Origin of the sequence: Phenylobacterium sp., from assembly GCF_016124325.1 — a bacterium.
Lineage (GTDB): Bacteria > Pseudomonadota > Alphaproteobacteria > Caulobacterales > Caulobacteraceae > Phenylobacterium.
Window position 1 is genome coordinate 46,422 of the sequence record NZ_WGNY01000013.1, and the last position, 26,377, is coordinate 72,798.

Annotated in this window: 25 protein-coding genes and 1 tRNA gene; 14 read left to right on the forward strand and 12 right to left on the reverse strand. The window is 70.8% G+C overall.

From position 1 onward, the window contains the following. The first annotated feature begins 58 nt into the window (after positions 1 to 58). From GC203_RS06765 to GC203_RS06795, 7 genes are all read left to right on the forward strand, one after another. Positions 59 to 736 carry an MBL fold metallo-hydrolase gene (locus GC203_RS06765; RefSeq protein WP_293452750.1) on the forward strand — a complete coding sequence of 226 codons (678 nt, stop codon included), beginning with the start codon at positions 59 to 61 and terminating at the stop codon, positions 734 to 736. 66 nt (positions 737 to 802) lie between these two features. Next, a complete protein-coding gene (locus GC203_RS06770) occupies positions 803 to 1,543 on the forward strand; it encodes a response regulator (RefSeq protein ID WP_293452751.1) in 741 nt (246 codons plus the stop codon). Further along, on the forward strand, positions 1,540 to 2,880 hold the full coding sequence (locus GC203_RS06775) for an ATP-binding protein (RefSeq protein ID WP_293452752.1): 1,341 nt from the start codon (positions 1,540 to 1,542) through the stop codon (positions 2,878 to 2,880). The genes GC203_RS06770 and GC203_RS06775 overlap by 4 nt, the downstream gene beginning before the upstream one ends. Before the next feature lie 116 nt (positions 2,881 to 2,996). Continuing rightward, positions 2,997 to 4,571 (forward strand): efflux RND transporter periplasmic adaptor subunit, encoded by a 1,575-nt coding sequence (locus tag GC203_RS06780; RefSeq protein ID WP_293452753.1) that lies wholly within the window; start codon positions 2,997 to 2,999, stop codon positions 4,569 to 4,571. Next, positions 4,568 to 5,254: an ABC transporter ATP-binding protein gene (locus GC203_RS06785; protein WP_293452754.1), complete on the forward strand. Its 687-nt coding sequence runs from the start codon at positions 4,568 to 4,570 to the stop codon at positions 5,252 to 5,254. The genes GC203_RS06780 and GC203_RS06785 overlap by 4 nt, the downstream gene beginning before the upstream one ends. Next, the gene (locus GC203_RS06790; protein WP_293452755.1) at positions 5,251 to 6,477 is read left to right on the forward strand and encodes an ABC transporter permease; all 1,227 of its coding nucleotides are present in this window, start codon (positions 5,251 to 5,253) and stop codon (positions 6,475 to 6,477) included. The genes GC203_RS06785 and GC203_RS06790 overlap by 4 nt, the downstream gene beginning before the upstream one ends. 207 nt (positions 6,478 to 6,684) lie before the next feature. After that, a complete protein-coding gene (locus tag GC203_RS06795) occupies positions 6,685 to 6,918 on the forward strand; it encodes a general stress protein (protein WP_293452756.1) in 234 nt (77 codons plus the stop codon). On the opposite strand, the gene egtB is transcribed toward GC203_RS06795, so the two are convergent. Further along, positions 6,915 to 9,140 (reverse strand): ergothioneine biosynthesis protein EgtB, encoded by a 2,226-nt coding sequence (gene egtB, locus GC203_RS06800; protein ID WP_293452757.1) that lies wholly within the window; start codon positions 9,138 to 9,140, stop codon positions 6,915 to 6,917. The genes GC203_RS06795 and egtB overlap by 4 nt on opposite strands. Before the next feature lie 312 nt (positions 9,141 to 9,452). On the opposite strand from egtB, the gene GC203_RS06805 reads away from it, so the two are divergent. Further along, complete coding sequence (locus GC203_RS06805; protein WP_293452758.1) at positions 9,453 to 9,977, forward strand: sigma-70 family RNA polymerase sigma factor; 525 nt, start codon at positions 9,453 to 9,455, stop codon at positions 9,975 to 9,977. A 1-nt stretch (position 9,978) separates the two neighbouring features. Here GC203_RS06805 and GC203_RS06810 read toward each other — a convergent pair whose 3' ends face one another. Further along, positions 9,979 to 10,152, reverse strand: coding sequence for a hypothetical protein (locus GC203_RS06810; protein WP_293452759.1), 174 nt, complete (start codon positions 10,150 to 10,152; stop codon positions 9,979 to 9,981). Positions 10,153 to 10,237: 85 nt separating this feature from the next. Here GC203_RS06810 and GC203_RS06815 point away from each other — a divergent pair, with 85 nt between their 5' ends. After that, positions 10,238 to 10,468 carry a hypothetical protein gene (locus GC203_RS06815; protein WP_293452760.1) on the forward strand — a complete coding sequence of 77 codons (231 nt, stop codon included), beginning with the start codon at positions 10,238 to 10,240 and terminating at the stop codon, positions 10,466 to 10,468. On the opposite strand, the gene GC203_RS06820 is transcribed toward GC203_RS06815, so the two are convergent. Further along, complete coding sequence (locus tag GC203_RS06820) at positions 10,461 to 12,194, reverse strand: CocE/NonD family hydrolase (RefSeq protein ID WP_293452761.1); 1,734 nt, start codon at positions 12,192 to 12,194, stop codon at positions 10,461 to 10,463. The genes GC203_RS06815 and GC203_RS06820 overlap by 8 nt on opposite strands. 138 nt (positions 12,195 to 12,332) lie before the next feature. Between GC203_RS06820 and kynU the strand changes: the two genes are divergently transcribed. Together kynU and GC203_RS06830 are read left to right on the forward strand one after the other, a co-directional pair. Then, on the forward strand, positions 12,333 to 13,559 hold the full coding sequence (gene kynU / locus GC203_RS06825) for a kynureninase (protein WP_293452762.1): 1,227 nt from the start codon (positions 12,333 to 12,335) through the stop codon (positions 13,557 to 13,559). Between the two features lie 88 nt (positions 13,560 to 13,647). After that, complete coding sequence (locus tag GC203_RS06830; RefSeq protein ID WP_293452763.1) at positions 13,648 to 15,207, forward strand: long-chain-fatty-acid--CoA ligase; 1,560 nt, start codon at positions 13,648 to 13,650, stop codon at positions 15,205 to 15,207. A gap of 51 nt (positions 15,208 to 15,258) precedes the next feature. Here the strand turns inward: GC203_RS06830 and GC203_RS06835 are convergent, their stop codons facing one another. Further along, positions 15,259 to 16,713 (reverse strand): MFS transporter, encoded by a 1,455-nt coding sequence (locus GC203_RS06835; RefSeq protein WP_293452764.1) that lies wholly within the window; start codon positions 16,711 to 16,713, stop codon positions 15,259 to 15,261. 62 nt (positions 16,714 to 16,775) lie between these two features. Next, the gene (locus GC203_RS06840) at positions 16,776 to 17,387 is read right to left on the reverse strand and encodes a glutathione S-transferase family protein (RefSeq protein WP_293452765.1); all 612 of its coding nucleotides are present in this window, start codon (positions 17,385 to 17,387) and stop codon (positions 16,776 to 16,778) included. A gap of 101 nt (positions 17,388 to 17,488) precedes the next feature. Here GC203_RS06840 and GC203_RS06845 point away from each other — a divergent pair, with 101 nt between their 5' ends. After that, the gene (locus GC203_RS06845; RefSeq protein ID WP_293452766.1) at positions 17,489 to 17,716 is read left to right on the forward strand and encodes a hypothetical protein; all 228 of its coding nucleotides are present in this window, start codon (positions 17,489 to 17,491) and stop codon (positions 17,714 to 17,716) included. Here GC203_RS06845 and GC203_RS06850 read toward each other — a convergent pair. Both GC203_RS06850 and GC203_RS06855 read right to left on the reverse strand, forming a co-directional pair. Continuing rightward, complete coding sequence (locus tag GC203_RS06850) at positions 17,710 to 18,219, reverse strand: hypothetical protein (protein WP_293452767.1); 510 nt, start codon at positions 18,217 to 18,219, stop codon at positions 17,710 to 17,712. The genes GC203_RS06845 and GC203_RS06850 overlap by 7 nt on opposite strands. A 60-nt stretch (positions 18,220 to 18,279) precedes the next feature. Next, positions 18,280 to 19,770, reverse strand: a complete 1,491-nt coding sequence (locus GC203_RS06855) for an NAD(P)/FAD-dependent oxidoreductase (RefSeq protein ID WP_293452768.1) — start codon at positions 19,768 to 19,770, stop codon at positions 18,280 to 18,282. Between the two features lie 312 nt (positions 19,771 to 20,082). On the opposite strand from GC203_RS06855, the gene GC203_RS06860 reads away from it, so the two are divergent. Together GC203_RS06860 and GC203_RS06865 are read left to right on the forward strand one after the other, a co-directional pair. Further along, a complete protein-coding gene (locus GC203_RS06860) occupies positions 20,083 to 22,041 on the forward strand; it encodes a nitrate- and nitrite sensing domain-containing protein (protein ID WP_293452769.1) in 1,959 nt (652 codons plus the stop codon). Next, positions 22,038 to 23,237, forward strand: a complete 1,200-nt coding sequence (locus tag GC203_RS06865; protein WP_293452770.1) for an ATP-binding protein — start codon at positions 22,038 to 22,040, stop codon at positions 23,235 to 23,237. The genes GC203_RS06860 and GC203_RS06865 overlap by 4 nt, the downstream gene beginning before the upstream one ends. 17 nt (positions 23,238 to 23,254) lie before the next feature. Here GC203_RS06865 and GC203_RS06870 read toward each other — a convergent pair. From GC203_RS06870 to GC203_RS06890, 5 genes are all read right to left on the reverse strand, one after another. Then, positions 23,255 to 23,344, reverse strand: a tRNA-Ser gene (locus GC203_RS06870). A gap of 148 nt (positions 23,345 to 23,492) precedes the next feature. Further along, complete coding sequence (locus GC203_RS06875) at positions 23,493 to 24,011, reverse strand: FxDxF family PEP-CTERM protein (RefSeq protein WP_293452771.1); 519 nt, start codon at positions 24,009 to 24,011, stop codon at positions 23,493 to 23,495. A 171-nt stretch (positions 24,012 to 24,182) separates the two neighbouring features. Then, positions 24,183 to 24,386: a hypothetical protein gene (locus tag GC203_RS06880; RefSeq protein WP_293452772.1), complete on the reverse strand. Its 204-nt coding sequence runs from the start codon at positions 24,384 to 24,386 to the stop codon at positions 24,183 to 24,185. A gap of 39 nt (positions 24,387 to 24,425) precedes the next feature. Beyond that, positions 24,426 to 25,946 (reverse strand): sulfatase, encoded by a 1,521-nt coding sequence (locus GC203_RS06885; RefSeq protein WP_293452773.1) that lies wholly within the window; start codon positions 25,944 to 25,946, stop codon positions 24,426 to 24,428. Between the two features lie 89 nt (positions 25,947 to 26,035). Beyond that, positions 26,036 to 26,308, reverse strand: a complete 273-nt coding sequence (locus GC203_RS06890) for a sel1 repeat family protein (protein ID WP_293452774.1) — start codon at positions 26,306 to 26,308, stop codon at positions 26,036 to 26,038. Positions 26,309 to 26,377 lie beyond the last annotated feature (69 nt).

A 26,377-nucleotide genomic window follows, 5' to 3' on the forward strand; every position in this document is an offset into this window, starting at 1 on the left:
CCCGGGGGCGACCCCGGGTCTTTTCTTATGGCCCGCCACGAACGATCATGCGGGCGACATGAACGCACCCCAGCCGCCCCTGCCGATCCGCGCGCTCGTCGCCCCGGTCACGCCCCTGCAACAGAACTGCACCCTCGTCTGGTGCGTGAAGACCAAGAAGGCCGCGGTGATCGACCCCGGCGGCGAGGTCCCGCGCCTGCTGGAGGCGCTGAAGTCGCAGGACCTGACGCTGGAGAAGATCTGGATCACCCACGGCCACCTCGACCACGCCGGCGGAACCGCGGCGCTGAAGGAGGCGACGGGCGTCCCCATCGAAGGCCCCCACCCCGACGACCAGTTCTGGATCGACGACATCGGGACCTCGGGCGCGAAGTGGGGCATGCCCGACGCGCGCAGCTTCACGCCCGACCGCTGGCTGGGCGACGGCGACACGGTGAGCCTGGGCGAGACCGAGTTCGAGGTGATCCACTGCCCGGGCCACACGCCGGGGCACGTGGTGTTCTTCCACCGGCAGGCGCGCTTCGCCCAGGTAGGCGACGTGCTGTTCCAGGGCTCGATCGGGCGCACCGACTTCCCGCGCGGGAACTACCAGGACCTGATCCATTCCATCACCAAGAAGCTCTGGCCGCTGGGCGACGACGTGCGCTTTGTGCCGGGCCACGGACCCATGTCGACATTCGGCCAGGAGCGGCGCACCAATCCGTTCGTCGCCGACGAGGTGCTGGCCGACGAGTGAACGCGCTGAAACAACGGTTTCAATTGAGACATTTCGGCGTTACGGCCGGCGACCAAGCTGGCCCGCATGGAGCTTTCGACTGACATGACCGGGGCGGGCGCCCGCATCCTGATGGTGGACGACGATCCGGGCATCCGCGACGTGGTCTCCGACTTCCTGGGCCGTCACGGCTACAAGGTGGAGACCGCCGCCGACGCCAGCGAAATGGAGCGCGTGCTGGAGCGCGGCCAGATCGACCTGATCGTGCTGGACGTGATGCTGCCCGGCGAGGACGGGCTGGCGATCTGCCGCCGCCTGACCTCCAACGAGTCGCCGCCCCCGATCATCATGCTGTCGGCCATGGGCGAGGACACCGACCGCATCGTCGGCCTGGAGCTGGGCGCCGACGACTATCTGGCCAAGCCCTGCAATCCGCGCGAGCTGCTGGCGCGCGTGCGCGCGGTGCTGCGCCGGGCCGAGCAGCGCAGCAACGGTTCGGCGGCCCTGGGCGCCGGATGCGAATTCGCCGGCTGGCGGCTGGACCTGGTGCGGCGCGAGCTGCGCTCGCCGGCCGGGGTGGTGGTGAACCTGAGCTCGGGCGAGTTCTCGCTGCTGCGGGCGTTCGTGGAGCGGCCCCAGCGCGTGCTGACGCGCGACCAGCTGCTGGAATACGCCCGCGGGCCCGACAGCGACGCCTTCGACCGCGCGATCGACGTGCAGATCAGCCGCCTGAGGCGGAAGCTGGACGACGGCGGCGGCGGACACGACCTGATCCGCACGGTCCGCAACGAGGGCTACATGTTCACCGCCAAGGTGCGACGCACGTGAAGAGCGGGGTCCGGCCGACGGCCTCGCTGCTCGTCCAGCTGCTGACGCTGACGGGCCTGACGCTGGTCGCGGCCTGGGCCATGAGCACGCTGCTGCTCTTCATGCTGCCGCCGCCCTCCCCCGACTTCTACCGGCTGAGCGAGATCGAGCGGACCTTCCGCGGCGCGGAGCAGACCTTCACCGAGCGCCGGCCGCTGGAGCTGACCAGCCAGGCGCAGTCGCCATCGCCCCGGCTGGAGGGCCGCTCGATCCCGGTGCTGCGCGACAAGATCGCCGAGGATCTCGGCGTGCAGGCGTCCGACGTGGTGATCGCCGGCGAACGGGGGCGTTTCTCGGACCGGCGCGTCGGCCGGATTCTCCGCGACCGGGTGGCCCGCGCGGGGATGAGCGACGAGGAGCACTTCCTGATCGAGCCGTTCGCCGTGGGGGTGCGTCAGCCGGACGGACGCTGGGCCGTGGTGCGGACCAGGGCGCCGGTGGGGCTGAACGACTGGCAGCAGCGGGTGGTGCTGTGGTTCGCGCTGTCGGCCATGGCCATGTCGCCGGTGGCGTGGGTGTTCGCGCGGCGGCTTTCGAAGCCGATCCAGGTGTTCGCCGACGCCGCCGAACGGCTGGGCCGCGATCCGCGCGCCCCGCCGCTGGCGCTCAGGGGCCCGGCCGAGATCGGGGTCGCCGCCCGCGCCTTCAACGAGATGCAGAAGCGCCTGCTGCGCTACGTCGAGGACCGCACGGCGATGATGGGCGCCATCGCCCACGACCTGCGCACGCCGCTGACCCGCCTGAGGTTCCGCATCGAATCGCTGCCCGAGGAGCAACGCGCCAAGTACGCCGCCGACCTGGACCAGATGGAGGAGATGATCACCGCCACCCTCGCCTTCGTCCGCGACGCCAGCCGGCCGGGCGAGCGCACGCCGTTGGAGCTGTCGTCGCTGGTGGAGAGCCTGTGCGACGAGATGAGCGAGACGGGCGCCCAGGCCGAGGTGGAGCCCGGGGAGAAGGTGGTGCTGGAAGGCGATCCCATGGCGCTGCGCCGGCTGGTGGCCAACCTGCTGGAGAACGCGGTGAAGTTCGGCGGGCGGGCGCGGGCGCGGGTGTTCCGCGACGCCGGCCACGCCGTGGTGGAGATCGACGACGACGGCCCGGGCATCCCGCCGCAGGAGGCCGAGAAGGTGTTCGAACCCTTCTACCGCCGCGAGCCGTCGCGCAGCCGCCAGACGGGCGGGATCGGCCTGGGCCTGGCGGTGGTGCGCTCGATCGCCCGCGGCCACGGCGGCGACGTGAACCTGGTGAACCGGGCCGGCGGCGGCCTGACCGCCCGCGTCGAGCTGCCGCTGTAGGCGGCGCGGCCGTGGCGACAACACGGCGGGACGGTATCGGCTCTGAAATCGCCTCGCAAACCTCCTCGGCCACAAGTCTTCGCGGGTTCATTCGGGCCCATGGATAGCGGACCAGCATGAGCCTCAACCCTTCCCGTCGCCGCGGCCCCCGCCTCCCCCGGGCCGCCTGGATCATCCTCGGCGTCGTCGCCCTGGCGTTCCTCGCCGTCGTGGGCTGGCAGATGCGGCCGAAGGCGCCCAAGGACCCCTACCGCTTCGCCGCGGTGGAGCGGGGCGACATCACCCGCGCGGTCTCGGCCTCAGGCTCGCTCCAGGCGCTGGTGACCGTGGACGTGGGCTCGCAGATCTCCGGCCAGGTCACCAAGGTGCTGGTCGACTTCAACGACGAGGTCCGCCAGGGCCAGACGCTGGCGATCATCGACCCCCAGACCTACCAGTCGCGCGTGGCGCAGAGCCAGGCCGACATCGTGGCCGGCGAGGCCTCCGTGCGCCAGACGCAGGCGACGCTGGCCAACGCCCAGGCCGACTACGACCGCAAGGCCGTGCTGGTGAAACAGGGCTTCTACGCCCCCACGATCCTCGACCAGGCGACCGCCGCCCTGAAGGTGGCCCAGGCCAATGTGGCCGCCGCCCAGGCCCGGGTGGTCCAGAGCCGCGCGACCCTGCGCAGCCAACAGGTGGACCTGGGCCGCACCACGATCACCTCGCCGATCGACGGCATCGTGGTGGACCGCAAGGTGGAGCCCGGCAACACCGTCGCCGCCAGCCTGCAGGCGCCCGTGCTGTTCACCATCGCCCAGGACCTGTCGAAGGTGGAGGTGAAGATCAGCGTCGACGAGGCCGATGTCGGCCAGGTGCAGGAGGGCCAGACCGTCCGCTTCACCGTCGACGCCTTCCCGGACGACACCTTCGAGGGCGTCGTCACCCAGGTGCGCAAGCAGCCGACCACGGAGTCGAACGTGGTCGCCTACACGGTGATCGCCGAGGCCGACAATCCGCAGCGCAAGCTGCTGCCGGGCATGACGGCCAACGCCGACATCATCATCGACACCCGCCGCAACGTGCTGAAGGTTCCCGCCGCGGCGCTGCGCTGGACTCCTCCGGACGCGGCCGGCGGCGGCTCGAACCGCGCGGCCGGCGGCGGGGCCGCGGTGATGGGCGGCGGACCGCCCGGCCTCGGGGGCCCGCCCGGCGGCGGCGGCGGCCAGCGCAACGGCGGCGGGGCCGGGTCGCGGATCGTCGAGCAGCTCGGCCTCGACGCCAAGCAGAAGGCCGCCTGGGAGCCGATCGCGGCCGACCTGCGACAGAAATCGATGGCGGCGTTCGCGTCCGGCGACCGCACCGCGATCCGCGAAGCGATGCGCAAGAACCTGGACGAGGCCTTCGGCAAGCTGGAGCCCCTGCTGCGGGCCGACCAGAAGACCAAGCTCGCCGCCCTGCGCGCCAGCATGGCCCAGGGCCGCGGCCGCACCGCCGGCATGCGCGGCGGCACGGTCTATGTGGTCGGCAAGGACGGCAAGCCGACGCCGGTGGCCGTCCGTGTCGGCGCGAGCGACGGGACGAGCACCGAGATCGTGGGCGAGCTGAAGGCCGGCGACCAGGTGATCGTCGGCGGCGGGCCCAAGGCCAAGGCGCAGGGCCCGAACCCGTTCGGCGGCGGCGGTGGCGGCGGCGTGCGGGTGCGCCTGTGATCGAGATCCGGGACCTCACCAAGGTCTATCTGATGGGCGAGGAGGAGGTGTCGGCCCTGGCCGGGGTCTCGCTCTCGATCGAACGCGGCGAATACGTCGCGGTGATCGGGCCCTCGGGATCGGGCAAGTCGACGCTGATGAATATCCTGGGCGGCCTCGACCGCCCCACGTCCGGGACCTACCAGTTCGAGGGCGAGGACGTGGGCGGGTTCTCGGACGACGAACTGGCCGAGTTCCGCCGGCGCCGGATCGGGTTCGTCTTCCAATCGTTCCAGCTCCTGCCGCGGCTGACCGCCCTGCAGAACGTGGAGCTGCCGATGATCTACGCCGGCCTGGACCGCGCCGAGCGCAAGGCCCGGGCGGCCGAACTGCTGGATCGCGTCGGCCTCGGCTCGCGCATGGGCCACCGCCCGACCCAGCTTTCGGGCGGCCAGCAGCAGCGGGTGGCCATCGCCCGCTCGCTCGCCAACCGGCCCGACCTGCTGCTGGCCGACGAGCCCACCGGCGCGCTCGACACCTCGACCGGCGAGGATGTGCTGAAGCTCTTCGAGGAGCTGAACCGCGACGGCCTGACGCTGGCCATCGTCACCCACGACCCCGACGTCGCCGAGCAGTCGCGGCGGCAGGTGGCGTTCCGCGACGGCCTGATCGTGGCCGACAAGCTCAATGGGGTGCGCGCGTGAGGTTCCACGAGCTCATCCGCTTCGCGGTCGGCGCGATCGTCGCCCACCCCCTGCGGAGCGCGCTGACCTCGCTGGGCGTGGTGATCGGCGTGGCCGCCGTGGTGATGATGACCGCCATCGGCCTGGGCGCGCAGCAGCGGGTGACGGCCTCGATCTCGGGCCTCGGCTCGAACCTGATCGTCGTCATGCCCAACTTCCAGCGCGGCCCCGTGAGCCAGGGCGCCGGCTTCGGGCTCTCGCTGCGCGACGGCGACGCCGAGGCGATCGCCAAGCAGGTCGAAAACGTGGAGGCCGTGGCGCCCGACGTGAACACCCGCGCCCAGCTCGCCGCCGACGGCGCCAACTGGAACACCCGCATCGACGGGGTGACGCCCGACTACCTGGTGGCCCGCGACCTGGAGATCGACAAGGGCCGCATGTTCGACGAGCGCGAGGCGCGCCAGGGCCGCAAGGTGGCGGTGGTGGGCGCGACGGTGGCGCGCGAGCTGTGGGGCGACTCCGACCCGATCGGGCGGCGCGTGCGGGTGCGCACGGTGCCGTTCGAGGTGATCGGCGTGCTGAAGACCAAGGGCCAGTCCGGCTTCGGCCAGGACCAGGACGACGTGATGCTGGCGCCGCTGGCGGCGGTGCGCTCGCGCCTGACCGGCCGGCGGTTCCGCGGCGACGCGGTGCAGACGATCTATGTGAAGGCCGCCGACGCCGACTCGCTGGACCGGGTGCAGGAGGACGTCACCAACCTGCTGCGCGAGCGGCACAAGATCCGCCAGGGCGAAGACGACGATTTCGCCACCCAGAACATGGCGTCGATCCTGCAGACGATGCAGCAGGCGGTGGCGACCTTCACGGTCTTCCTCGCCGCCGTGGCCGCCGTGTCGCTCGTGGTCGGCGGCGTCGGGATCATGAACATCATGCTGGTCTCGGTGACCGAACGGACCCGCGAGATCGGCCTGCGCATGGCCATCGGCGCCAAGCGGCGCGACGTGCTGATCCAGTTCGCCCTGGAGTCGGTGGCGCTCTCGATGGTGGGCGGGCTGATCGGCCTGACCATCGGCGTGCTGGGCGCGCTGGCGGTGGCGAAATTGGCTGGCTGGCCCGCCGCCGTACCGCCGTGGGCCGCGCCCCTGGCGCTGGGCTTCTCGATGGTCGTGGGGCTGGTCTTCGGCGCCTATCCGTCGTGGCGCGCGGCCCGCCTGGACCCCATCGACGCGCTGCGACGCGAATAAGAACAGCGGTCTCGACGCAACCTTGGCCGAGTTCGCGGGTTAGCTACACCGCAAACCCCTCGAATGACGCCATGTCCAACCCGCAAACCTGCCCGAACCCAGGACGACCCGACGGGGCCGGCGCATCGCGCCGTGGGACGTCCGGAACCACATCGGCAGGCGCGCGGACCGTCGCGGAAGTCTCGAGGGCCATCCCAACCCCCGTCGATGTTTAGGGAGTCTCCCGCCATGCCCACCACCGATATGGACAAGCCCCGCGCCCGCCGCGGATTCGCCGCCATGAACCCGGAACGCCGCCGCGAGATCGCCCGCAAGGGCGGCGCCAGCGTGCCCGGCGAAAAGCGCAGCTTCGCCAAGGACCGTGACCTGGCCGCCTCGGCCGGCCGCAAGGGCGGCGAGGCCTCGCGCGGCGGCGGCCGCACGCGGACCCGCGAGATCTAGGCCCTCGCCCTCAGCAGGACGATCGCGAACGCAGGACTGGCGCTGACCCAGTCCTGCTCAAGGTCCCAGCCCGCCTGGTCGGCAAGCGCGGCCAGGCGCTCCACGGTGAACTTGCAGGAGTTCTCCGTGTGCAGGGTTTCGCCCGCCGCGAAGTGGAAGCTGCGCCCGGCCGCGCGCACCGTCTGGTCGCGCAGGCTCATCAGATGCATCTCGATGCGGCTCTCGGCGTCGTTCCAGATGGCGCGGTGGGCGAAGGCGTCGAGGTCGAAGTCGCCGTCCAGCTCGCGGTTGATGCGGGCGAGCAGGTTCTTGTTGAAAGCGGCGGTGACGCCCAGGGCGTCGTCGTAGGCGGCGACCAGGACGTCGGTGTCCTTCACGAGGTCGATCCCCACCAGGAACGCCGCGCCGGGCCCGAGCAGTCGGTGCGCCGAGGCCAGGAAGGCCTTGGCCTCGTCCGGCGTGAAATTGCCGATCGTCGAGCCCGGGAAGAAGCCCACCACCGGCCGGCCCTCGGCCTCGTCCGGAAGGCGCAGGGCGTTGGTGAAGTCGTCGCGCAGCGGGGCGACGGCGAGGTCGGGATAGTCGGCGCGGATCGCCCGGGCCGCGCCCTCCAGCGCCGAGGCGCTGATGTCGATGGGCGCATAGACGGCCAGCTGGGGCGCCGCGTCGAGCAGGATGCGGGTCTTCACGCTGGCGCCGCTGCCGAACTCGACCAGGGCGGCGCCGTCGGGGATGTGAGTGGAGATGTCGGCCGCCGCGTCGCGCAGCAGCGCGACCTCGGTGCGGGTGGGATAGTATTCCGCGAGCTCGGTGATCGCCTCGAACAGGCGCGAGCCCTCGGCGTCGTAGAAGTGCTTGGGCGGGATCGCCTTGCGGGCCCTGGAGAGGCCGGCCACCACGTCGGCCTCGAGATCGGAGGCGGCGGCCGCGTCGCCCTGCCCGTCCCGCGCCAGGCGCAGGCCCGAGAACATCCAGCGCTGTTGCGGATAGAAGAAGTTGCGGTAGCTGGGCCGCGCGTGGCCCGCGCGGGTGACGCAGGCGCCGCCCCGCAACACGAACTGGCCCGACATGAACTTGCCGTTGTATTCGCCCACGGCGCCGGCGGCGGCCTTGAAGCCTGGATAGGGCAGATAGGCGCTGCGGGTCCATTCCCAGAGGTCGCCCAGCATCTGGCGCAGCCCCTCGCCCTCGGCCGGCGGCTGGGCGGTGAGACGGCCGGACCCCAGGAAGGTTCCCGGGACGCGCGCCGAAGCCGCCGCATGCTCCCACTCGGCCTCGGTGGGCAGGCGCGCGCCGGCCCAGGCGGCGTAGGCGTCGGCCTCGTAGTAGCTCACGTGGCTGACCGGCGCGGCGGGATCCAGCGGGCGCAGGCCGTGCAGGGTCATGACCCGCCAGCCGTCGTCGGTCTCGCGCCAGTAGAGCGGCGCGTCCCAGCCCTCGGCGCGGACGGTCGCCCAGCCGTCGGAAAGCCAGAGCTCGGGGCGCGAATAGCCGCCGTCGGCCATGAAGGCGAGCCATTCGCCGTTGGTGACGAGGCGGTCGGCGAGCTGGAACGGCTCGAGCCAGACGCGATGGCGCGGCCCCTCGTTGTCGAAGGCGAAGCCCTTGCCGTTGTGGCCGACCTCGGCGAGGCCGCCGGCGAAGCCCACGTAGCGCAGGGGCTCCGGCTGTTCCGGGCCGACCCGCGGTCGGGGCGGCGCGAACGCGGGCGACAGCGGCGACTGGGCGAACAGGTGCAGGATGTCCATCAGGATCAGCTCCTGATGCTGCTCCTCGTGGGCGATCCCCAGGTCGAGCAGGTCGGCGAGGTCGCCGGCCCCGTCGGCCAGCAGCCGCGCCATGCCCGCGTCGACATGGGCCCGGTAGGCCAGGACATCGGCCAGCGACGGGCGGGTGAGCAGGCCGCGCGCGGGCCGCGGCTGCCGCGGGCCCACGGCCTCGTAGTAGGAGTTGAAGAGGTAGCCGAACTTCGGGTCGAACAGCTTGTAGCCCGCCAGGCGCGGGACGAGCATGAAGGTCTCGAAGAACCAGGTCGTGTGCGCCAGGTGCCACTTGGTGGGGCTGGCGTCCGGCATCGACTGGGCGACCATGTCCTCGGCGTTCAGCGAGCGGACGAGGTTCTCGGTGGCCCGGCGCAACTCGCGGTAGCGGTCGAGGGCAGAGGCGGCCGGCGGCGCATCGGGCGCGCGCACGCGTTCGTCGGGACCTTCGGCGCTTCGCATGGTTCTCCCCTCTCCCGCCCGCTCCGAACCGGAGCGGCATGAGTACAATATGGGAACGAATTGCGTCAGTCTCAACGCCGTGAACGATGCGCAATGCGCATTGGACGGCCCCCCGGGTTTCCCCGGACACCGGCGGGCGCGGCGTTCTGTCGCAGCTTTCCGTTCAAAAATAAGGGATTCCGGGCCATCAGGGACCGGAACGCGCAGGCGGGCTCCGCGTTCAAGATCGGCTGGAAATCGGCGTGGCCCGCTGGCCGGCATGTGATCCGGGGGATTTGAATGGGCGGCGCGACGAGTTGGCGAGATGAGGTCGTGGCGCTGATTCCAGCGCTGAGGGCCTTCGCATGGTCGCTCAGCCACAACGGCTCGGACGCCGACGATCTCGTGCAGGACACCCTGATCAAGGCCTGGTCGAACCGCGAGAAGTTCCAGCCCGGCACCAACCTTCGCGCGTGGCTGTTCACGATCCTGCGCAACACCTACTACACCCAGGTCCTGCGCCGCCGCCGCGAGGTGCGCGACGAGACGGGGGAGTACGCCGCCAGCCTGCAGGCCCCGGCGACCCAGGACTGGGGCATGAACATGCTCGACCTGTGGAGCGCGCTCCAGCGGCTGCCGCCCGAACACCGAGAGGCCCTGATCCTGGTGGGCGCAGCGGGGCTTTCCTACGAGGAGGCCGCCGAAATCTGCGGCTGCGCGCTGGGCACCATCAAGAGCCGGGTCAACCGCGGCCGGACTCGCCTGCTGAAGATCCTCGACGCCGAGGGCGTCACCGAGACGGTGCTCTGGAACAGCGCGGCGCGCCGCCCGCCGTCATCGCGATCGGCCGGGACCTGATCTAGCCGTCGCGCGGCTTCGGCGGCGCCTTGCCACAGGGCTCGTCGGCCTGGTCCGACCGTTCGAGCTGCTCGACGGTGGCCTTGAGCGTCGGCGGCGTCTCGCGCTGTTCCAGGCGCTGGAACATCGCCCTCAACGCGTCGCCGAGGGCGAGCGCGCGCTTGTGTTCGGTCATGGCCGTGTTCCCCGACGACCCAAACTGTACCTTAGCCGGGCGGCGGCCGGCGGAACAGCCCACGCGAGCAATCGTTTTCAAGGCCATGACGGAAAACGACAAACCAGCGACGCCGCAGCCGGGCTTGGCCCCTGGGGGGCACGCCGAAGGCGAGCGCGACGCCTGGAACCGCGAGCGCTATGGCTCGCGCGGCGGCGAGGACAGGGCCGACTACGGCTCGGGCTGGGACCGGCGCGGCCACGAGTACGGCGCCGGCCAGGACGAGGAGCCGTCCGCGTCGAAGCACGACGCGGACGAAGGCGAGGCCCCTACTTAGTCTCCGCCGGATAGACCACCGGCAGCACGAGCGCCGTCGGATGGGCCTGGTCCATGTAGACCGAATTGGTCGCCACGCGCGGCTTGGCCGACCCGCCGGGCGCTTCGCCGGTGTTGGGGTTCACGTCGAAGCGCGGAGCGTTGGACGAGGTGATGTGCAGCGCGATCCGGTGGCCCTTCTCGAAGGTCAGGGCGGTGGGCCACAGGTCGACCGTCATCTCCTCGGGCGCGCCGGGGGTCATCAGCTTGATGTCGTCGGGCATGCGCCCGTTGCGGAACCGGGCGCGGATCGGCGCGTCGAGGACCAGGGCCTCGTAGCCGTCGGGATAGACGTCGACCAGCTTGGCCATGAAGTCGGTGTCGAGGCCGTCGGTGGCGCCGTAGAGCTCGACCTTGACCGGCCCGGCGATGGTGACGTCGCTCTCCAGCGGCGGGGTGGAGAAGCGCAGGTAGTCCTGGCGCTCGCCCACCTGGCGCTGGTCTTCCGGCCCCCGGTCGAAGGTGAGGTTCGCCCCGCCGTAGGTGGGCACCGGATTGGCCGGATCGAACCGATAGCTGAGCTTCGAATCCGCCGCCGCCGGCGCCTTGGTGGTCAGGCCGTGGTCGGGGGTCGGATAGTAGCGGACCTCGCGGTAGGCCGGCGGCCAGTTGGCCGAGACCAGCGCGCGGTTCTTGGCCGAGTAGGCGCCCTTCTCCGCGGAGGCCATCATGAAATAGCGGACCGGCGGCTCGGACATGATCCCGTTGTCCTGGCCCTTCAGCCAGTAGTCGAACCAGCGGATCTCCTGGTCGCCGCCGAAGACGGCGCGGTCGCTGCCCGGATACTCCAGGCCGCCCGAGAGCGGGCCGTGGCCGAACGGGCCCATGAGGAGCTTCTGGTTGCCCCGCGCGCCCTTGGACCCGTGGTTCTGCAGGAACTCGAAGTTCTCGACCGTGCCGCCGTTGAAGATGTCGTACCAGCCGCCGACGTGGAAGATCGGGATCTGGATGTACTTGCGGTTGGCCGAGACCGAGACGCGGGCCCAGTCCACGTCGTCGAGGGCGCGGCGGCGCACCTGGTCGAGCACCTCCTGCGAGGTCCCCTGCTGGCTGAGCCAGCCGATGGTGTCCTTGTCCTTCAGGACGCCGCCCGGATAGCTGTAGGTCAGCCGATCGGCCGGATTGACCACGATGTAGGCCGCCTTCAGGTGCGGCGGCGCGGCCATGGCCGCGGCCATCGAGGTGATGCCGAGGGCCGAGCCGCCGGTCATTCCCACCTTGCCGTTGCTCCAGGGCTGGGTGGCGGCCCATTCCACGGCGTCGAAGCCGTCGTCGATGTCGTTCTCGAAGGCGGCGTAGAAGCCCTGCGAGCGACCCTTGCCGCGCACGTCCTGGAGGACGAAGACATAGCCCGCGTCGGTGTAGCGCTTGGCCTGTTCGACATAGCGCTGGCGGTTCTTGGAGCCGTCGGGATCGTTCTGTTTGTCGATCCGGCCGTCCTTCAGATAGGGCGTGCGCGACAGCACCACCGGCCAGGGCCCCGCGCCCGTCGGCTTGAAGACGTTGGCGGCGAGCTTCACGCCGTCGCGCGTGGTCATGTATTCCTCGACCGCGCCGGGCGGCAGGCCGGGCCAGTCGGGCGCCTTCTTGGCGGCCGCAGCCAGCACGGCCCCGGTCGTCTGGGCGCCGGCGGGCGCCGCGCCGAAGATGAGAACCAGCGCCGCCGAAGCCAGCGCGAGCCTGCGCATGCCAGTCATTTGGCCAACCATCTCGAATATCCCTCCCACGGGTCTTCGCGCCCGCCGAACCGCGTCGATGGCGCCATCTAAGCACGGCGGGGCGCCGCCGTCCTTTCCGCGCCGAAACGCGGCGGCTAGAATCCGCGGATGGACCTAGCCCACGCCGAAGCCCTGGACGCCGCCGACACCCTGGCGGGCTTCCGTGACGCTTTCGAGCTGCCCCAGGGGCTGATCTACCTGGACGGCAACTCGCTGGGGCCCCTGCCCCGCGCCACGGCGCCGCGCCTCGATGCGCTGGTGCGCCGCGAGTGGGGCGAGAAGCTGATCACCAGCTGGAACGGCGCGGGCTGGATCGAGGCGCCGGAGCGGGTCGGCGGCAAGATCGCCCGGCTGATCGGGGCGAAGGCCGGCGAGGTCGTGGCGGCCGACTCCACCTCGACCAACCTGTTCAAGGTGGCGGCGGGGGCGCTGTCGCTGCGGCCCGGGCGGCGGACCATCGTCACCGAGCGGGGCAACTTCCACACCGACATCTATGTGCTGGAGGGGCTGTGCGCCGTGGCCGGCGCGACGTTGAAGGTGGTCGAGCCCGACGAGGTGCTGGCGGCGATCGACGACGACACGGCGGCCGTCGTCCTGACCCACGTCCACTACAAGACCGCGCGGCGCTGGGACATGGCGGGCGTGACGGCGGCGGCGCACGCCAGGGGCGCGCTGGCGATCTGGGACCTCAGCCACACCACCGGGGCGCTGGCGGTCGACCTCCATGCGGCCCGGGCCGATCTGGCGGTGGGCTGCGGCTACAAGTACCTGAACGGCGGTCCGGGCGCGCCGGCCTTCCTGTTCGTGGCGGAGCGGCACCAGGGCGCGATCGCCCAGCCCCTGTCGGGCTGGATGGGCCATGCCGCTCCCTTCGCGTTCGAGGACAGCTACCGCCCGGCGGGCGACATCCGGCGGCTGCTGTGCGGCACGCCGCCGATCCTGGGGCTGGCGGCGCTGGAGGCCGGCGTGGACCTGCAGCTGCAGGCCGACCCGAAGGCCGTCGAGGCCAAGGGCCTGGCGCTGTGCGACCTGTTCATCCGCCTGACGGAGGCGCGCTGCGCGGGCCACGGCCTGGAGCTGGTGGGGCCGCGGGAGGCGGACGCGCGCGGCCTGCACGTCTCGTTCGCCCATCCGGACGCCTACGCCATCGTCCAGGCGCTGATCGCGCGCGGCGTGGTCGGCGACTTCCGCGATCCGGACGTGGCGCGCTTCGGCTTCTCGCCGCTGTACCTGCGCTTCGCCGACGTCTGGGACGCCGTGGAGATCCTGCGCGAGGTGATGGCGGCGCGCGCGTTCGACACGCCGGAGTTCCGGTCGAGGGCCGCCGTAACGTGACCCCCGGTTGGCGCGCCGCGCGGCATTCGATAGCCTTCAAAGCTTCAGCGGGCGGCCACAAGCCCGCGGCAGGAAACCCAAGGGCGGCATGACCGACGAACCGATCCAAATCCTCACCGACATCCCGCGCGTGCACGGCCAGGCCCGCGGGGGCCACGTGGCCGTGAGCTTCGAGGGACGCGACCTGACCTACGCCGAGCTGGAGCGCCGCTCGGACCGGGTGGCGGCCTTCCTGCAGGACCTGGGCGTGAAGCCGGGCGACCGGGTCGCGTGGCTGGGCCGGCCGACCGAGAGCTGGTTCGAGATTTTCTTCGGCGTGGCCAAGGCGCGCGCCTGCTTCGCGCCGATCAACTCGCGGCTGGCGGTTCCGGAGGTGGCGTTCATCCTCCAGGACTCCGGGGCGAACGTGTTCTTCGTGAGTCCCGAGTTCATGGCCGCGGCCGAACAGGTGGTGGCCCAGGTGGATCGCCCGATCGAGCTGATCGAGGTGGGCGGGCCCGATCCCGACGCCACCCGCTACGCCGCCCTGCGCGAGGCGGCCGGCGCGCCCCGGCCGGAGACGCCCGAGCCGGACGACGACGTGCTGCAGCTCTACACCTCGGGCACGACCGGCCTGCCCAAGGGCGTACGGCTCTCCAACCGCAACTATTCGGCCTTCCTGATGCTGCGGACCCGGGTGGAGGGCTTCGACTACGGCCCGGACGACACCGTGCTGATCCTGATGCCCATGTTCCACGTGGCGGGCACCAACATCAGCTTCTCGGGCCTGGCGGCCGGCGGGCGGCTGGTGCTGCAGGCCGAGTTCAGCCCCCCGGCGGTGCTGCAGGCGATGGAGGCCGAGAAGGTGGCCCACGTCTTCCTGGCGCCGGTGATGATCAACGCCCTGCTGCAGACGCCGGGCGTGGAGAAGGTCGACTACTCGACGCTGCGGACCATCTCGTACGGCGCCTCGCCGATCTCGGAGGCGGTGCTGAAGAAGGCCACCGAGACCTTCGGCTGCGGCTTCATCCAGTTCTACGGCATGACCGAGACGACCGGCGCCGGCACGACGCTGGCGCCCGGCGACCACCAGGGCGAACTGATGCGCGCCTGCGGGCGCTCGTGGGTGACGCTGGAGACGCGGATCGCCGACGAGGACGGCAACACCCTGCCCGCCGGCGAGATCGGCGAGATCGAGATCCGCGGGCCGATCGTGATGGCCGGCTACTGGAACCGCCCGGAGGCCACAGCCGAGACGATCCGCCCCGACGGCTGGCTGCGCACGGGCGACGCCGGCTACCGCAACGAGGACGGCTTCTTCTTCGTCCACGACCGGGTGAAGGACATGATCGTTTCGGGCGGCGAGAACGTCTATCCGGCCGAGGTGGAGAACGCGATCCTGGGCTGCCCCGGCGTGGCCGACGCCGCCGTGATCGGCGTGCCGGACGACAAGTGGGGCGAGGCGGTGAAGGCCATCGTGGTGCCCGCGCCGGGCCAGCGCCCGGACCCCGCCGACGTCATCGCCTGGGCCCGTCAGCGGATCGCCGGCTACAAGGCGCCCAAGTCGGTCGACTTCATCGACGCCCTGCCGCGGAACCCGTCCGGCAAGGTGCTGCGCCGCGAACTGCGCAAGCCGTACTGGGAAGGGCGCGACCGGAAGGTCGGTTAGAGCCCGTCAGGGTGAAGTGGACGCCGGTTCGCCCGCCCGGACGGGAAGGCTCTAGGGCCCTGCCGCGACCTGACCCTCGCGGTCCAGCGGCTCGGGGCGCGGCCGGGGCCGCAGGCGCAGGCGCAGCAGGCTGACGGCCGTCGCGACCAGACCCAGAGCCGCGGCGACCGCCATGGCCGCCGACGTCGTCTTCGGCCCGCCCACGTGGAAGAAGATCGCCGTGGTCACCGCCCCCACGGTCTGGCCGACCAGCCGGGCCGTGGCCAGGGCGCCGCCGGCCGCGCCGCTGCGGTTCAGCGGCGCCGAGGTGATCATCGCCCGGTTGTTGGGGGCCTGGAACGTGCCGAAGCCGAGGCCGCAGAGCGCCATCCGCCAGATGATGTCGAGGTCGCTCGCGCCGGGCCGGACCAGCGACAGGGCCAGCAGGCCCGCGCTCAGCAGCGCCAGCCCCACCCCGCCCAGCGCGCCGGCGCGGTAGCGGTCGGCGAGCCGGCCGGCGATCGGGGCGGCGATCCCGACCGCGATCGGCCAGGGGGTCATCAGGAGCCCCGTCTCCACCGCCGTGCGGCCCAGGACCGACTGCAGGTAGAAGGGCAGGCTCACGAAGGCCATCATCTGGGCGGTGAACGAGACCACCGAGGTGGCCACCGACAGGCCGAAGATGGGGATGCGCATCAGATCGAGCGGCACCAGAGGCGCCGGTTGCCGGACCGTGCGCCGCACCAGCAGGACCGCGGCCGCTAGACCCACGGCCAGTTTGACGAGCCCGGGGCCCAGGGAGTCGCGGGCCACGTTCTCGGCCCCCAGGATGATGAGGCCGAAGGCGAGGCCGTTGAGAACCGCCGCGATCCAGTCGAACGGATGGTCGGAGCGTTCGGTGTGCGGCAGGGCGCGGCTGGCGATGGCGATGGCCACGACGCCGATGGGCACGTTGATCGCGAACAGCCACTCCCACGAGGCCGTGGCCAGGATGCCCGAGGCCACCGTCGGGCCGATGGCGGCGGAGATCGAGATGACCAGGGCGTTCAGCCCGATGCCGCGCCCCACGAGGCGCTTCGGATAGGTGAAGCGCACGAGGGCGGCGTTGATGCTCATGATGCCGCCCGCGCCCAGGCCCTGGAACACCCGCGCGGCCGTCAGCTCGGCCAGGGTGTGCGACAGGGCGCAGCCCAGCGACCCGAGGGTGAAGACGGCGAGGCCCGCCAGATAGACGCGCCGATAGCCCAGCCGGTCGCCGAGGGCGGCCAGGGGCAGCAGGGTGACGGTGATGGCCAGCTGGTAGGCGTTGACCACCCAGATCGACGAGGCGGGGCTGGCCCGAAGCTCGGCGGCGATGGTCGGCAGGGCGACGTTGGCGATCGCCCCATCCAGCACCGACATGGTCATGGCCATCCAGATGGCCAGGATCGACCAGTAGCGCCGCGGGGTCGGCAGGCCGTCGGGCTGGCCGATCGGCGGGCCTGGACTGGCGCCAGGGACGGGAGCGGCCGAGGCCGTGTCGGTCATGGCCGACAAACGCCTCAGCGCGCCCCCGGTGGCAAGCCCCTATCGGCGGGCGTGGAGGCCGATCAGGCGGCGGTCGCGCTGGGGCGGGCCTTCACCCGGGCGAACCACTCGTTCACGCGCTTGAACTTGGGGTCCAGCGGCTGGCCGATCATGCCGCCGAACTCGATGAAGGCGAACAGCAGGATGTCGGCCAGGGTGAAGCGGTCGCCCGCCAGCCAGGGGCCCTTCATGTTGGCCTCGATCCACTCGACGCCGTCCTGGGCCACCGCCTTGAGGCCGGGCGCGGCTTCGGGCACGCAGCGCATGCGGCTCTGGAACATCGGCAGGCCCTCGGCGTAGCGGAAGCCGTTGGCCATGGGCTCGGCCACCTTGATGTCGGCCCGGCGCGTCCACATGCGGGTCTCGGCGCGCTCTTCCGGCGTCGTCCCGATCAGCGGCGGGTTGGGATGCTTCTCCTCGATGTATTCGCAGATCGCGGTGATCTCGCCCAGGCAGCTGCCGTCATCCAGCTCCAGGGCCGGCGACTGGCCCGAGGGATTGAACCTCGTGTAGGGCTCGCGCCGGTTCTCGCCGCCGCGGAGATCGAGCTCCACCTTGTCGAGCTTCAGGCCCTTCTCCGCGAGGAACATGGTGACGACCCGCGGATTGGGACCGATGGAGGTGTAGAGCTTCATGGACGTCTCCCCGGGGCGGTCTCTGAATCTTGATCAGCCCGCCGGCCGCCCGCCGGCCAAAAGCTGGAATCACCCGGCCGATAGGCGTATAACGTCGCGCCATGCAAGAGCGCAGTTTCCGCCAGGATCTGACGGGCTCGGATGAGAGCCTCGAAGACCTTCTGGCGCGCCTGAAGGCTCAGCCGATGCGGCCCAAGGCGCGACCCGGCCGATACCCGCCGCCGGATTCCGGACATTTCGTGACGTCGCGCCGGCCGCTGAGCGGCGCCGGGGGCGCCGAGGCCCCCCTGCCCGCGGACGTCCCGCTGCAGGACTGCTGCGGCTACTGAATCGGCGCGGCGTTGAAGTTGGCGGCGGTGTAGTTCGACGCCAGGACGCAGCGCGCCTCGTCCTGTGTCGTGAAGACCGTCGCCGGCTGGCCCGGTCCCGCGCGGAAATACCATTCGCCCTTCGCCGTCCGGACCATCAGGTCGCCGGGGCTGGTGAACTGGCAGGCCGGATGGAAGCGCCGCCCGCGGCCGCCCTTCTCGTAGATCGGGGCGCAGGCCACGTGGCCGTAGCGGCGGAAGAACGTCACCTCCTCGTAGTCGAACCGCTGCGGGCCCTTGAGGCCCGGCGTCAGGAACTGGGCCCGGGTGATCCGCGGACACGGCGGGCCGTCGATGGCCCAGGCCTTGGCGTCGGCGATTCGCCCCCGGAGCATCTCCCGGTCCTTGGCGATGATGTGCGCGGCGATCCAGCCCACGCCCAGAGCGAGCGCGCCCAGAAGCAGGACGCGGGTCCGCCGGCCGAACAGGTACGACTGGAGCGAGAAGGGATCGCGGCGCGCCAAGGCGGGGACTCCGGTTTACGAATGTAAACCGGAGCAAGCTTACGGATGTAAGTCAAGCCGTCAGGCGGCGAGCTTCTCCGGCGCCCGCGCGCCCTGCCCCGCCGGGTTCGTGAACCGCAGCACGCCGTCTTCCAGCTTGGCGTAGCGCAGGCTCATGAGGTCCATGGCGTAGTTCTGGTGCAGCTTCCACGGGGGCTTGGACCCCTGCTTGGGGAACTTCGCCATGGCGCGCTGGACATAGCCCGAGGAGAAGTCGAGCCAGGGCTCGAAGGTCACGTCCGGATCCTCGTTGACCGGCGTCACCTGGCGCAGGCCGGTCTTCTTCATATGGTTCAGCACCCGACAGACGTATTCGCACGTCAGGTCGCACTTCAGGGTCCACGAGGCGTTGGTGTAGCCGAAGGCCGAGGCCAGGTTCGGCACGCCTTCGTACATCATGCCCTTGTAGGCGAGCGTCTTGGAGGCATCCACGTGGCGGCCGTCGACGCTGACGTCGATGCCGTTCCAGACCTCCAGGACCAGGCCGGTGGCGGTGACGATGACGTCGGCCTCCAGCTCCCGGCCCGATTTCAGGCGGATGCCCTTCTCGGTGAAGGCGTCGATGTGGTCGGTCACCACCGAGGCCCGGCCGGCCTTGATCTCGCGGAACATATCGGCGTCGGGCACCAGGCACAGGCGCTGGTCCCAGGGATTGTAGGTGGGCGTGAAATGGGTCTCGACGTCGTACTCGGGGCCGAGCTGCTCGCGCACCATCTTGATGATGTTGGCCTTCACCTGCGCCGGCTTCTTCCGCGCGACGTTGAAGAAGTACATGCCGAACAGCACGTTGCGCCAACGGATGATGTCGTAGGCGAGCTTGCCGGGCAGCCATTGGCGCAGCCGGTTGGCGAAGGCGTCCTCGGCCGGGCGGCTGACCACATAGGTGGGCGAGCGCTGGAGCATGGTGACGTGGGCCGCCGTCTTGGCCATCTCGGGCACCAGGGTGACGGCCGTCGCCCCCGAGCCGATCACCACCACCTTCTTGCCGGAATAGTCGAGGCCCTCGGGCCACTTCTGAGGATGGACGATCGCGCCCTTGAAGTCGGCGGCGCCCGGGAATTCGGGGGTGTAGCCGCCATTGTAGGAATAGTAGCCGCCGCACATGAAGACGAAGTCGCAGGTGAAGCGGACGGTCTTGCCGCCGCTCTCGGCCTCCACCGTCCAGCGCGCGTCGGGCGTGGACCAGGAGGCGCGCGTCACCTTGTGGCCGAAGCGGATGTGGCGATCGATGCCGTTCTCGGCGGCGGTCTGGCGCACGTAGTTGAGGATCGACGGCCCGTCGGCGATGGCCTTGGCCTCGGTCCACGGCTTGAAGGCGTAGCCCAGGGTGTACATGTCCGAGTCCGAGCGGATGCCCGGATAGCGGAACAGGTCCCAGGTGCCGCCGATGGCGTCGCGGCCCTCGAGGATCACGTAGCTGCGATCCGGGCACGCGGTCTTGAGGTGATAGCCCGCGCCGACGCCGGAGAGCCCCGCCCCCACGATCAGCACGTCGAAATGTTCGGTCGCCATAGGATTTCCGTTCGTCAGCCGCCGCCGAGCATAACTGAACGGCGATCAGGTACCAGCGCCAATATCCTCGGCCAGCGAGGCCCAGGCCCGAACCTCGGCGCGTGTACGCGGGCCCGATCTACTTGGAAGATCGCGTAATATTGTCGCACCCGGAGCATCGGCAAAGTAAATGTTGGCGCGATTCATGAATTATTCCGCAAGTCGTCGACACGCTGCGCCAAGACACAAGAATTATTGGCTGGCCATCGCCCGCACCACCTCGCCCCGCAGGGCTCGGCGCGGCGCGTCCGGGCCGAGCGGAGAGCGCGGGACATGGCGATGCGGACAATCCGGTCACGTCTGCTGCTGGCCGTACTGGCGCCCGTCGCCGTGCTGGTCGTCGTCGCACTCGTCTTCATCGGCGAACGGACCCTGCGCTACCAGGCGGCGCTGGACCTCGAGGCGCAGACGCGGCTCACCGTGCAGGCGGGCGAGCTGGCCCACCGGCTCCAGGTGGAGCGCGGCCTGACCACCTGGCGGTTGCGGGCGGGCGACATCGACGTCCCCGGCGTGCGCGCCGCGCGGGCCGCGTCCGACGCGGCGCTGGCGGGCCTGCCGCCCGCGGGAGCCCGCTCCAGCCGCCTCGCCGACATCGCCCGGGAGCTGCCCCGCCTGCGCGCCGGGATCGATCGGGGCGACCTGGGCTCCACCGAGGCCTTCGCCAGCTACACCGCGCTGGTGGAAAGCGCGCTGTCGTCGATCTCGGACATCCGCAGCCGCAGCCTGCTGCTGGCGCCCGACGTCACCCGCGCGCTCGGCGCCTATGTGGCCCTGGCCCAGGCCAAGGAGCTGGCCGGCCGGGAACGCGCCCTCGGCGCGGCGGCCCTCACCCAGCCCCATGTGAACCCCGCGGAGCTCGCGGAAATCTCGACCCTGCAGGGCGGCCAGGCGATCCGCACCTACGAGTTCACCATGCGGGCCTCGCCCGACCTGAAGCGGCGATGGGAGACATTCCTGGCCTCGCCCGCCGAAACGGCGCTGCCGCGGCTGCGCCACCGGCTGGTGGCCGGCGTGAATGGGACGCCGGGCCTCAAGCCCGAGGACTGGTTCGCCGCCTGCACCACCCGGATCGACCAACTGCACGGCATCGAGTCGGCCGCGGCGGAGGACGTCGAGCGGCTCGCCGCCGAGGTGAAGGCCAAGACCCTCGCCACCCTGGCGGCGACGGGCCTGATCGCCGTCGGCTCGATCGTCGGGGCGCTGGCCGCGGCGCTGGGCCTGGCGCGGGCGATCGCCCGCCCGATCGAAGACCTCACCAAGGCGACCCACGACCTGGCGCAGGGCGACCTGGACACGCCCATCGCCGCCAATACGGGCCCGGCGGAGGTCCGCGACATGGCCCGCGCGCTGGGCGTGTTCCGCCAAGGCATGCTCGCCAACCTGAAGTTCCAGAAGGATCTCACGGAGGCCAGCCGGATGGCGTCGCTGGGCGCCCTGGCCGGCGCCATCGCCCACGAGGTCAACACCCCGATCGGCAACGCCCTGATGGTGGCCTCGACGCTGGGCGAAGGGGTCCGCGACCTGAACACCGAGGTGCGGAGCGGCGTGGTCCGGCGCTCCAGCATCGACCGGCTGCTGGGCCAGGCCGAGGAGGCGGCGGGCCTGCTGGAAGTGAACCTCAAGCGGGCCTCGGCCCAGATCCAGAGCTTCAAGCAGATGGCCGTGGACCAGGTGAGCGACCTGCGGCGGTCGTTCCACCTGAAGCGCAACATCGAGGACGCGGTGCGGAGCTGCTCGCCGATGCTGCGGCGCGCGAACGTCACCGTCGAGGTCGAGGCGGCGCCGGGCGTGCAGCTCGACAGCTATCCCGGCGCGCTGTCGCAGGTGGTGGTCAATCTGGTCGAGAACGCCATCAAGCACGGGCTGGCCGGCCGTCGCGACGGCCACATCTGGGTCGCGGCGGCGCGCCAGGACCCGGATCACGTGCGCATCGTCGTCAGCGACGACGGCAAGGGCGTGCCCGCGGCCGTCGAGGACCAGATCTTCGGCGCGTTCTTCACCACCCGGGCGGGCGAAGGCGGAACCGGGCTGGGCCTACACATCGTCCGCTCCATCGTGTCCAGCCAGCTCGGCGGCGCCATCCACCACGAAGCCCGCGAGGGCGGCGGCGCCAGCTTCGTCATCGACATCCCCACCACCGCGCCCGTCGCCATGCCGCCCGTCGCCATGCCGCCCGGCGAGGCCGCCGGCGCGTCCCCGCCCCCCGCAGAGCCGATCGAGGCCGCAGCATGATCCAGTTCCCGTCCGCGCCGGCCGAGGACGGCGACGACATCCTCGAAATGATCGACGACCGGCCCGGCGAGTCCGAAGGCGCCGCGCCGGGCCGCAGGGCGTCGGAGAAGCTCTGGCGGGTGCTGGTGGTGGACGACGATCCGGACGTGCACGTGGCCACCCGCTTCGCCATCGGCCGCAACCCCATCGCGGGGCGGGAGGTGGAGCTGCTGTCGGCCTACTCCGCGGCCGAGGGCAAGCAGGTGCTGGACGACCATCGCGACGTGGCGGTGGTGCTGCTGGACGTCGTGATGGAGGAGCACGACTCCGGCCTGAAGTTCGTCGAGTGGATGCGGGCGGGCGGCTACGAGAAGCAGCGGATCATCCTGCGCACCGGCCAGCCGGGCTACGCGCCCGAACTGGAGGTCATCCGCAACTACGACATCAACGACTACCGGACGAAGGGCGAGCTGACCCAGACCCGGCTGGTGACGGCGATGACGGCGGCGATCCGCACCTTCGAGCAGTTCTGGACCATCGACGAGCAGCGCCTGAACCTGGAGAGCTTCGCCTACGCCCTGGCCCACGATTTCAGGCAGACCACCCGGCAGATCCGCACCTACAGCGAGCTGGTGGGCGACGGGCTCGATGGCGAAGCGCCGGCCTCCAGCGCGCTGGACTACCTGAGCGGGGCGGCGCGGCGGCTGAACGCCCTTGTCGAGGTGATGTCGCAGTACACCCTGCTGGCCAAGCCGGCCGAGCTGGAGGTGGTGGACCTCCCGCAGCTGATGGACGAGGTGCGCGCGACGCTGGCGCCCATCCTGGCCGACACCGGCGGGACCCTGGAGGCCAAGGCGACCGGCGCCTGCCGCGCCAACGCCGCCCTGCTGGGCCACGTGCTGCAGATCCTGGTGGCCAACGGCCTGCAGCACAACGACCACCCGAAGCCCCACGTGGAGATCCGCACCTCCGTCCGGGATGGCCAGTGCATGATCGAGGTGGTCGACAACGGGATCGGCATCGAAGCCGACCACCTGGAGGAGATCTTCGAACCGCACATGCGCCTGCGCCCTACGAAGGAGATGCCGGCGACGGGCCTGGGCCTGACGCTGAGCCGCCGGGCGGTGGAGTCGCAGGGCGGCGCGATCTGGTGCGTGTCGACGCCGGCCGTCGGCTCGACCTTCCACGTCAGCCTGCCCATGGAGGGCCGCGCCTAGGGGCGTTGAGGGAAAGATGGCGGTGACGGAGGGATTCGAACCCTCGATACGCTTTCACGTATGACGATTTAGCAAACCGTTGCCTTCAGCCACTCGGCCACGTCACCGGCGCGCGGACCCATGAGGCCCGCGGGAGGGCGGTTCTTAGCGAAGGACGGCGGCTTTGCCTAGCGGGTCAGTCGCATGGGCCACGAGTCGTGATGTCGCGACCACGCGGGCGGCCGGCGGGGCGCCGGCCGCCCGCACGCCGTTGGCTCAGGCCAGCGCTTGGCGACGGCGACGCAGCATGACGCCGGCCCCGCTGAAGCCGGCGATCATCAGCGCCCACGCCGCAGGTTCCGGCACGGCCCCGGTGGGCGTGAAGGTGATGATGCCGTCGTACGAGCCATTGCCGCCCGAAGTCCCGGCGACCCGGATGACCTGGGCGGAGCCGCCATCGATATTCACGCCATGCAGGTACCGGAATTCCTCGTCGCCCGTCAGGCCGACGTCGAATTCCTCGCCATTGAAGGTCACCGAGGTGAAGTCGATGTTGTTCCAGTCCACGTCCGCGCCCGGCGAGAAGATCGAGTTCACGGTGAAGCTCGACAACCCGTCCGGAAGCGAGAGGTCGAAGGTGTCGACGAATGGCCCCTCCCCAATGCCGTCGTTCCCATAGTGGCCGGATATGGCGCCGGTCCCAGGATCCGTCGTCAGGTTGAGGTAGGTTCCGGCCTCAGCCGAGCCAGCCATCAGGGCGGCGGCGCAAGCCGTCGCGAGCACGATCCGTGTCAAGTGATATGCCTCCCAGGAAGGAAATGTCCCCTGGGGCGGCAAACGGCCTGCGGCGCCGCGCCGTTCCTAAACTATATCGTGATGCGATATATCTGGTTCCGCTTGAAACCGATCGATCCCCCTGGCGTTCGTGTGCGCCACACGATGACGGAAGCCCGCGGAAGGCGTGGATCAGATGCGTTCGATGCGCCAGTCGCGGGCGCGGCCCAGCGGCGCGAGCTGGGCGATGGCGAGACCGGCGTGGGCGTCGGTCTCGGTGCGGAACACCTTCGCCTGCGCCGGATCGTGGACCGGGCCGCCCGTGTCGTCGAGATAGACGGGCCGGTCGTCGCCGTCGGCGCGAACGACGAAGCCCCGAGGTGGAACCTGCGCCATAGCCCCTAGACGCGCGAAACGACGGCAGGTTCCCTCATGCTAGCGCCGAGGCTCCACCGACTGCGGCCGCCACGGCTGCGGAACCGTCGTCGGCGGGTCGAAGGCGATCGACGGCCGCGGGCTGCGCGAGGGCTTGTAGACATAGGCGTCGCCCGTCTCGGCGCGCAGGGCGGTGAGGCGCGCCTTGAGCTGGGCGGTGAGCGCCTCCATGCCCGGCCGGCCGTAGAGGTTATGGTCCTCGCCGGGATCCGTCGCGAGGTCGTAGAGCTCGAACTCCTCGGGATCGAGGAAGTAGTGGATCAGCTTGTAGCGCTCGGTGCGCACCCCGCGGTTCGGGCGCACGTTCTCGTAGCCCGGATACTCGTAGTATTCGTAGAGCCAGTCCTTGCGCCAGTCGGGCGCCGGACGGCCGGCGGCCAGGCCCGCGAAGCTGCGCCCCTGCATCTGGGACGGTACCGGCAGGCCCGCGAACTCCAGCAGCGTGGGCGCCGCGTCGACGTTCAGCACCATCTCGTTCCGCACCTGGCCGGCGCGCACGCGGCCCGGCAGGCGCAGGATCATCGGCACCCGGATCGACGGCTCGTACATCAGCCGCTTGTCGTAGAAGGTGTGCTCGCCCAGGAAGAACCCGTGGTCGGAGCTGAGCATGACCAGGGTGTCGTCGGCCATGCCCTTGCGTTCCAGCACGCCCATCACCTGGCCCACGCTCTCGTCGTTGGCCTCGACGCCGGCGTAGTGGTCCTTGACCAGTTCCTCCAGCGAGCGGGGCATGTCGGAAAAGACGCGGGTGGTGCCGATCTTGTTGGTCGCCTCGGCCACGGCGCGGGGCTTGCCCTCGTAGTTCGTCAGGTCCTCGTCGAAGTCCTTGGGGACCGGGACCTTCATGCCGTTGAACCGGGTCAGCATGCGGCGCGGGCGATAGAACGGCGCGTGCGGGGCGTAGAACCACAGGAACAGGCAGAACGGCTTGTCGCCGGTGCGCCCCTCCAGCCAGGCGGTCGCCCGGTCGGTGAGCAGATCGTCCACATAGGTGTTGCGGTAGACGCGGGTGGTGGCGCCGCCCTCTCCCGTGCGCTCGGTGACCACCGGGTTGAGGTAGTCGGCCTGGCCGCGGAAGCCGAAGTAGTAGTCCCAGGGATGGTCGAGGAGCGCGCCGCTGACGTGGGACTTGCCGATGAAGGCGGTCTCGTAGCCGCTCTGGCGCAGGAGGTCGGTCACCACCGGGAAGCTGATCGGAAGCGTCGCCTCCTCGTTGGTGGTCGCCCCGGTGGTGTGGGAGTAGGCGCCGGTCAGGAACGTGGCCCGCGACGGCAGGCACAGCGCGTTGGTGACGAAGGCGTTGCGGAAGACCGTGCCGGTGCGCGCCAGCCGATCCATGTTGGGCGTCTTCAGGAGCGGCGCGCCCATGAAGCCGAATTCGTCGGCCCGCAGGCCCTCGCCCATGAAGAAGACGATGTTCGGCCGCCTGGCGGCGCCGGCCGCCCGGCCCGCCGCGGCGAAACCCGTCAGGGCCGACAGCCCGCCGACCACGCTGCGCCGATCCAGCTTTTGTCCCGCCATGCCCACGTCTCCCCCGATTTTTGGGGGACACGATAGCGGCGCCTCAGCCGGCGTCCATGGGGCGCCTTCGGCCGAGGCCGGCTAGTCGATCAGCCCTGGGCCAGCCACTGGCGCGCCTGGCGCTGGGCCTCGGCGACCTCGTCGGTGGCCATCTCGCCGGCCAGTTCCTTGCGGTAGACCTTGGCTTCGACCGAACCGCGCATGGCGGCGAGGTTGAACAGCATATGGGCCGAGACATAGTCGAGCGGCGCGCCGCCCTGACCCGTAGAATAGAGCAGTCCCAGGCGGAACAGCTCGTCGCCCGTCGCGTCCGGCTTCGGCAGCGGCAGGCCATCGGACTTCATGTCGATGCTCGCCAGCATGGTTTCTATCCCTAAGGTCCGGCAGCCCCGATTTTCGGGCCTTTCACCGGCCTACGAGGGAAGGAAACC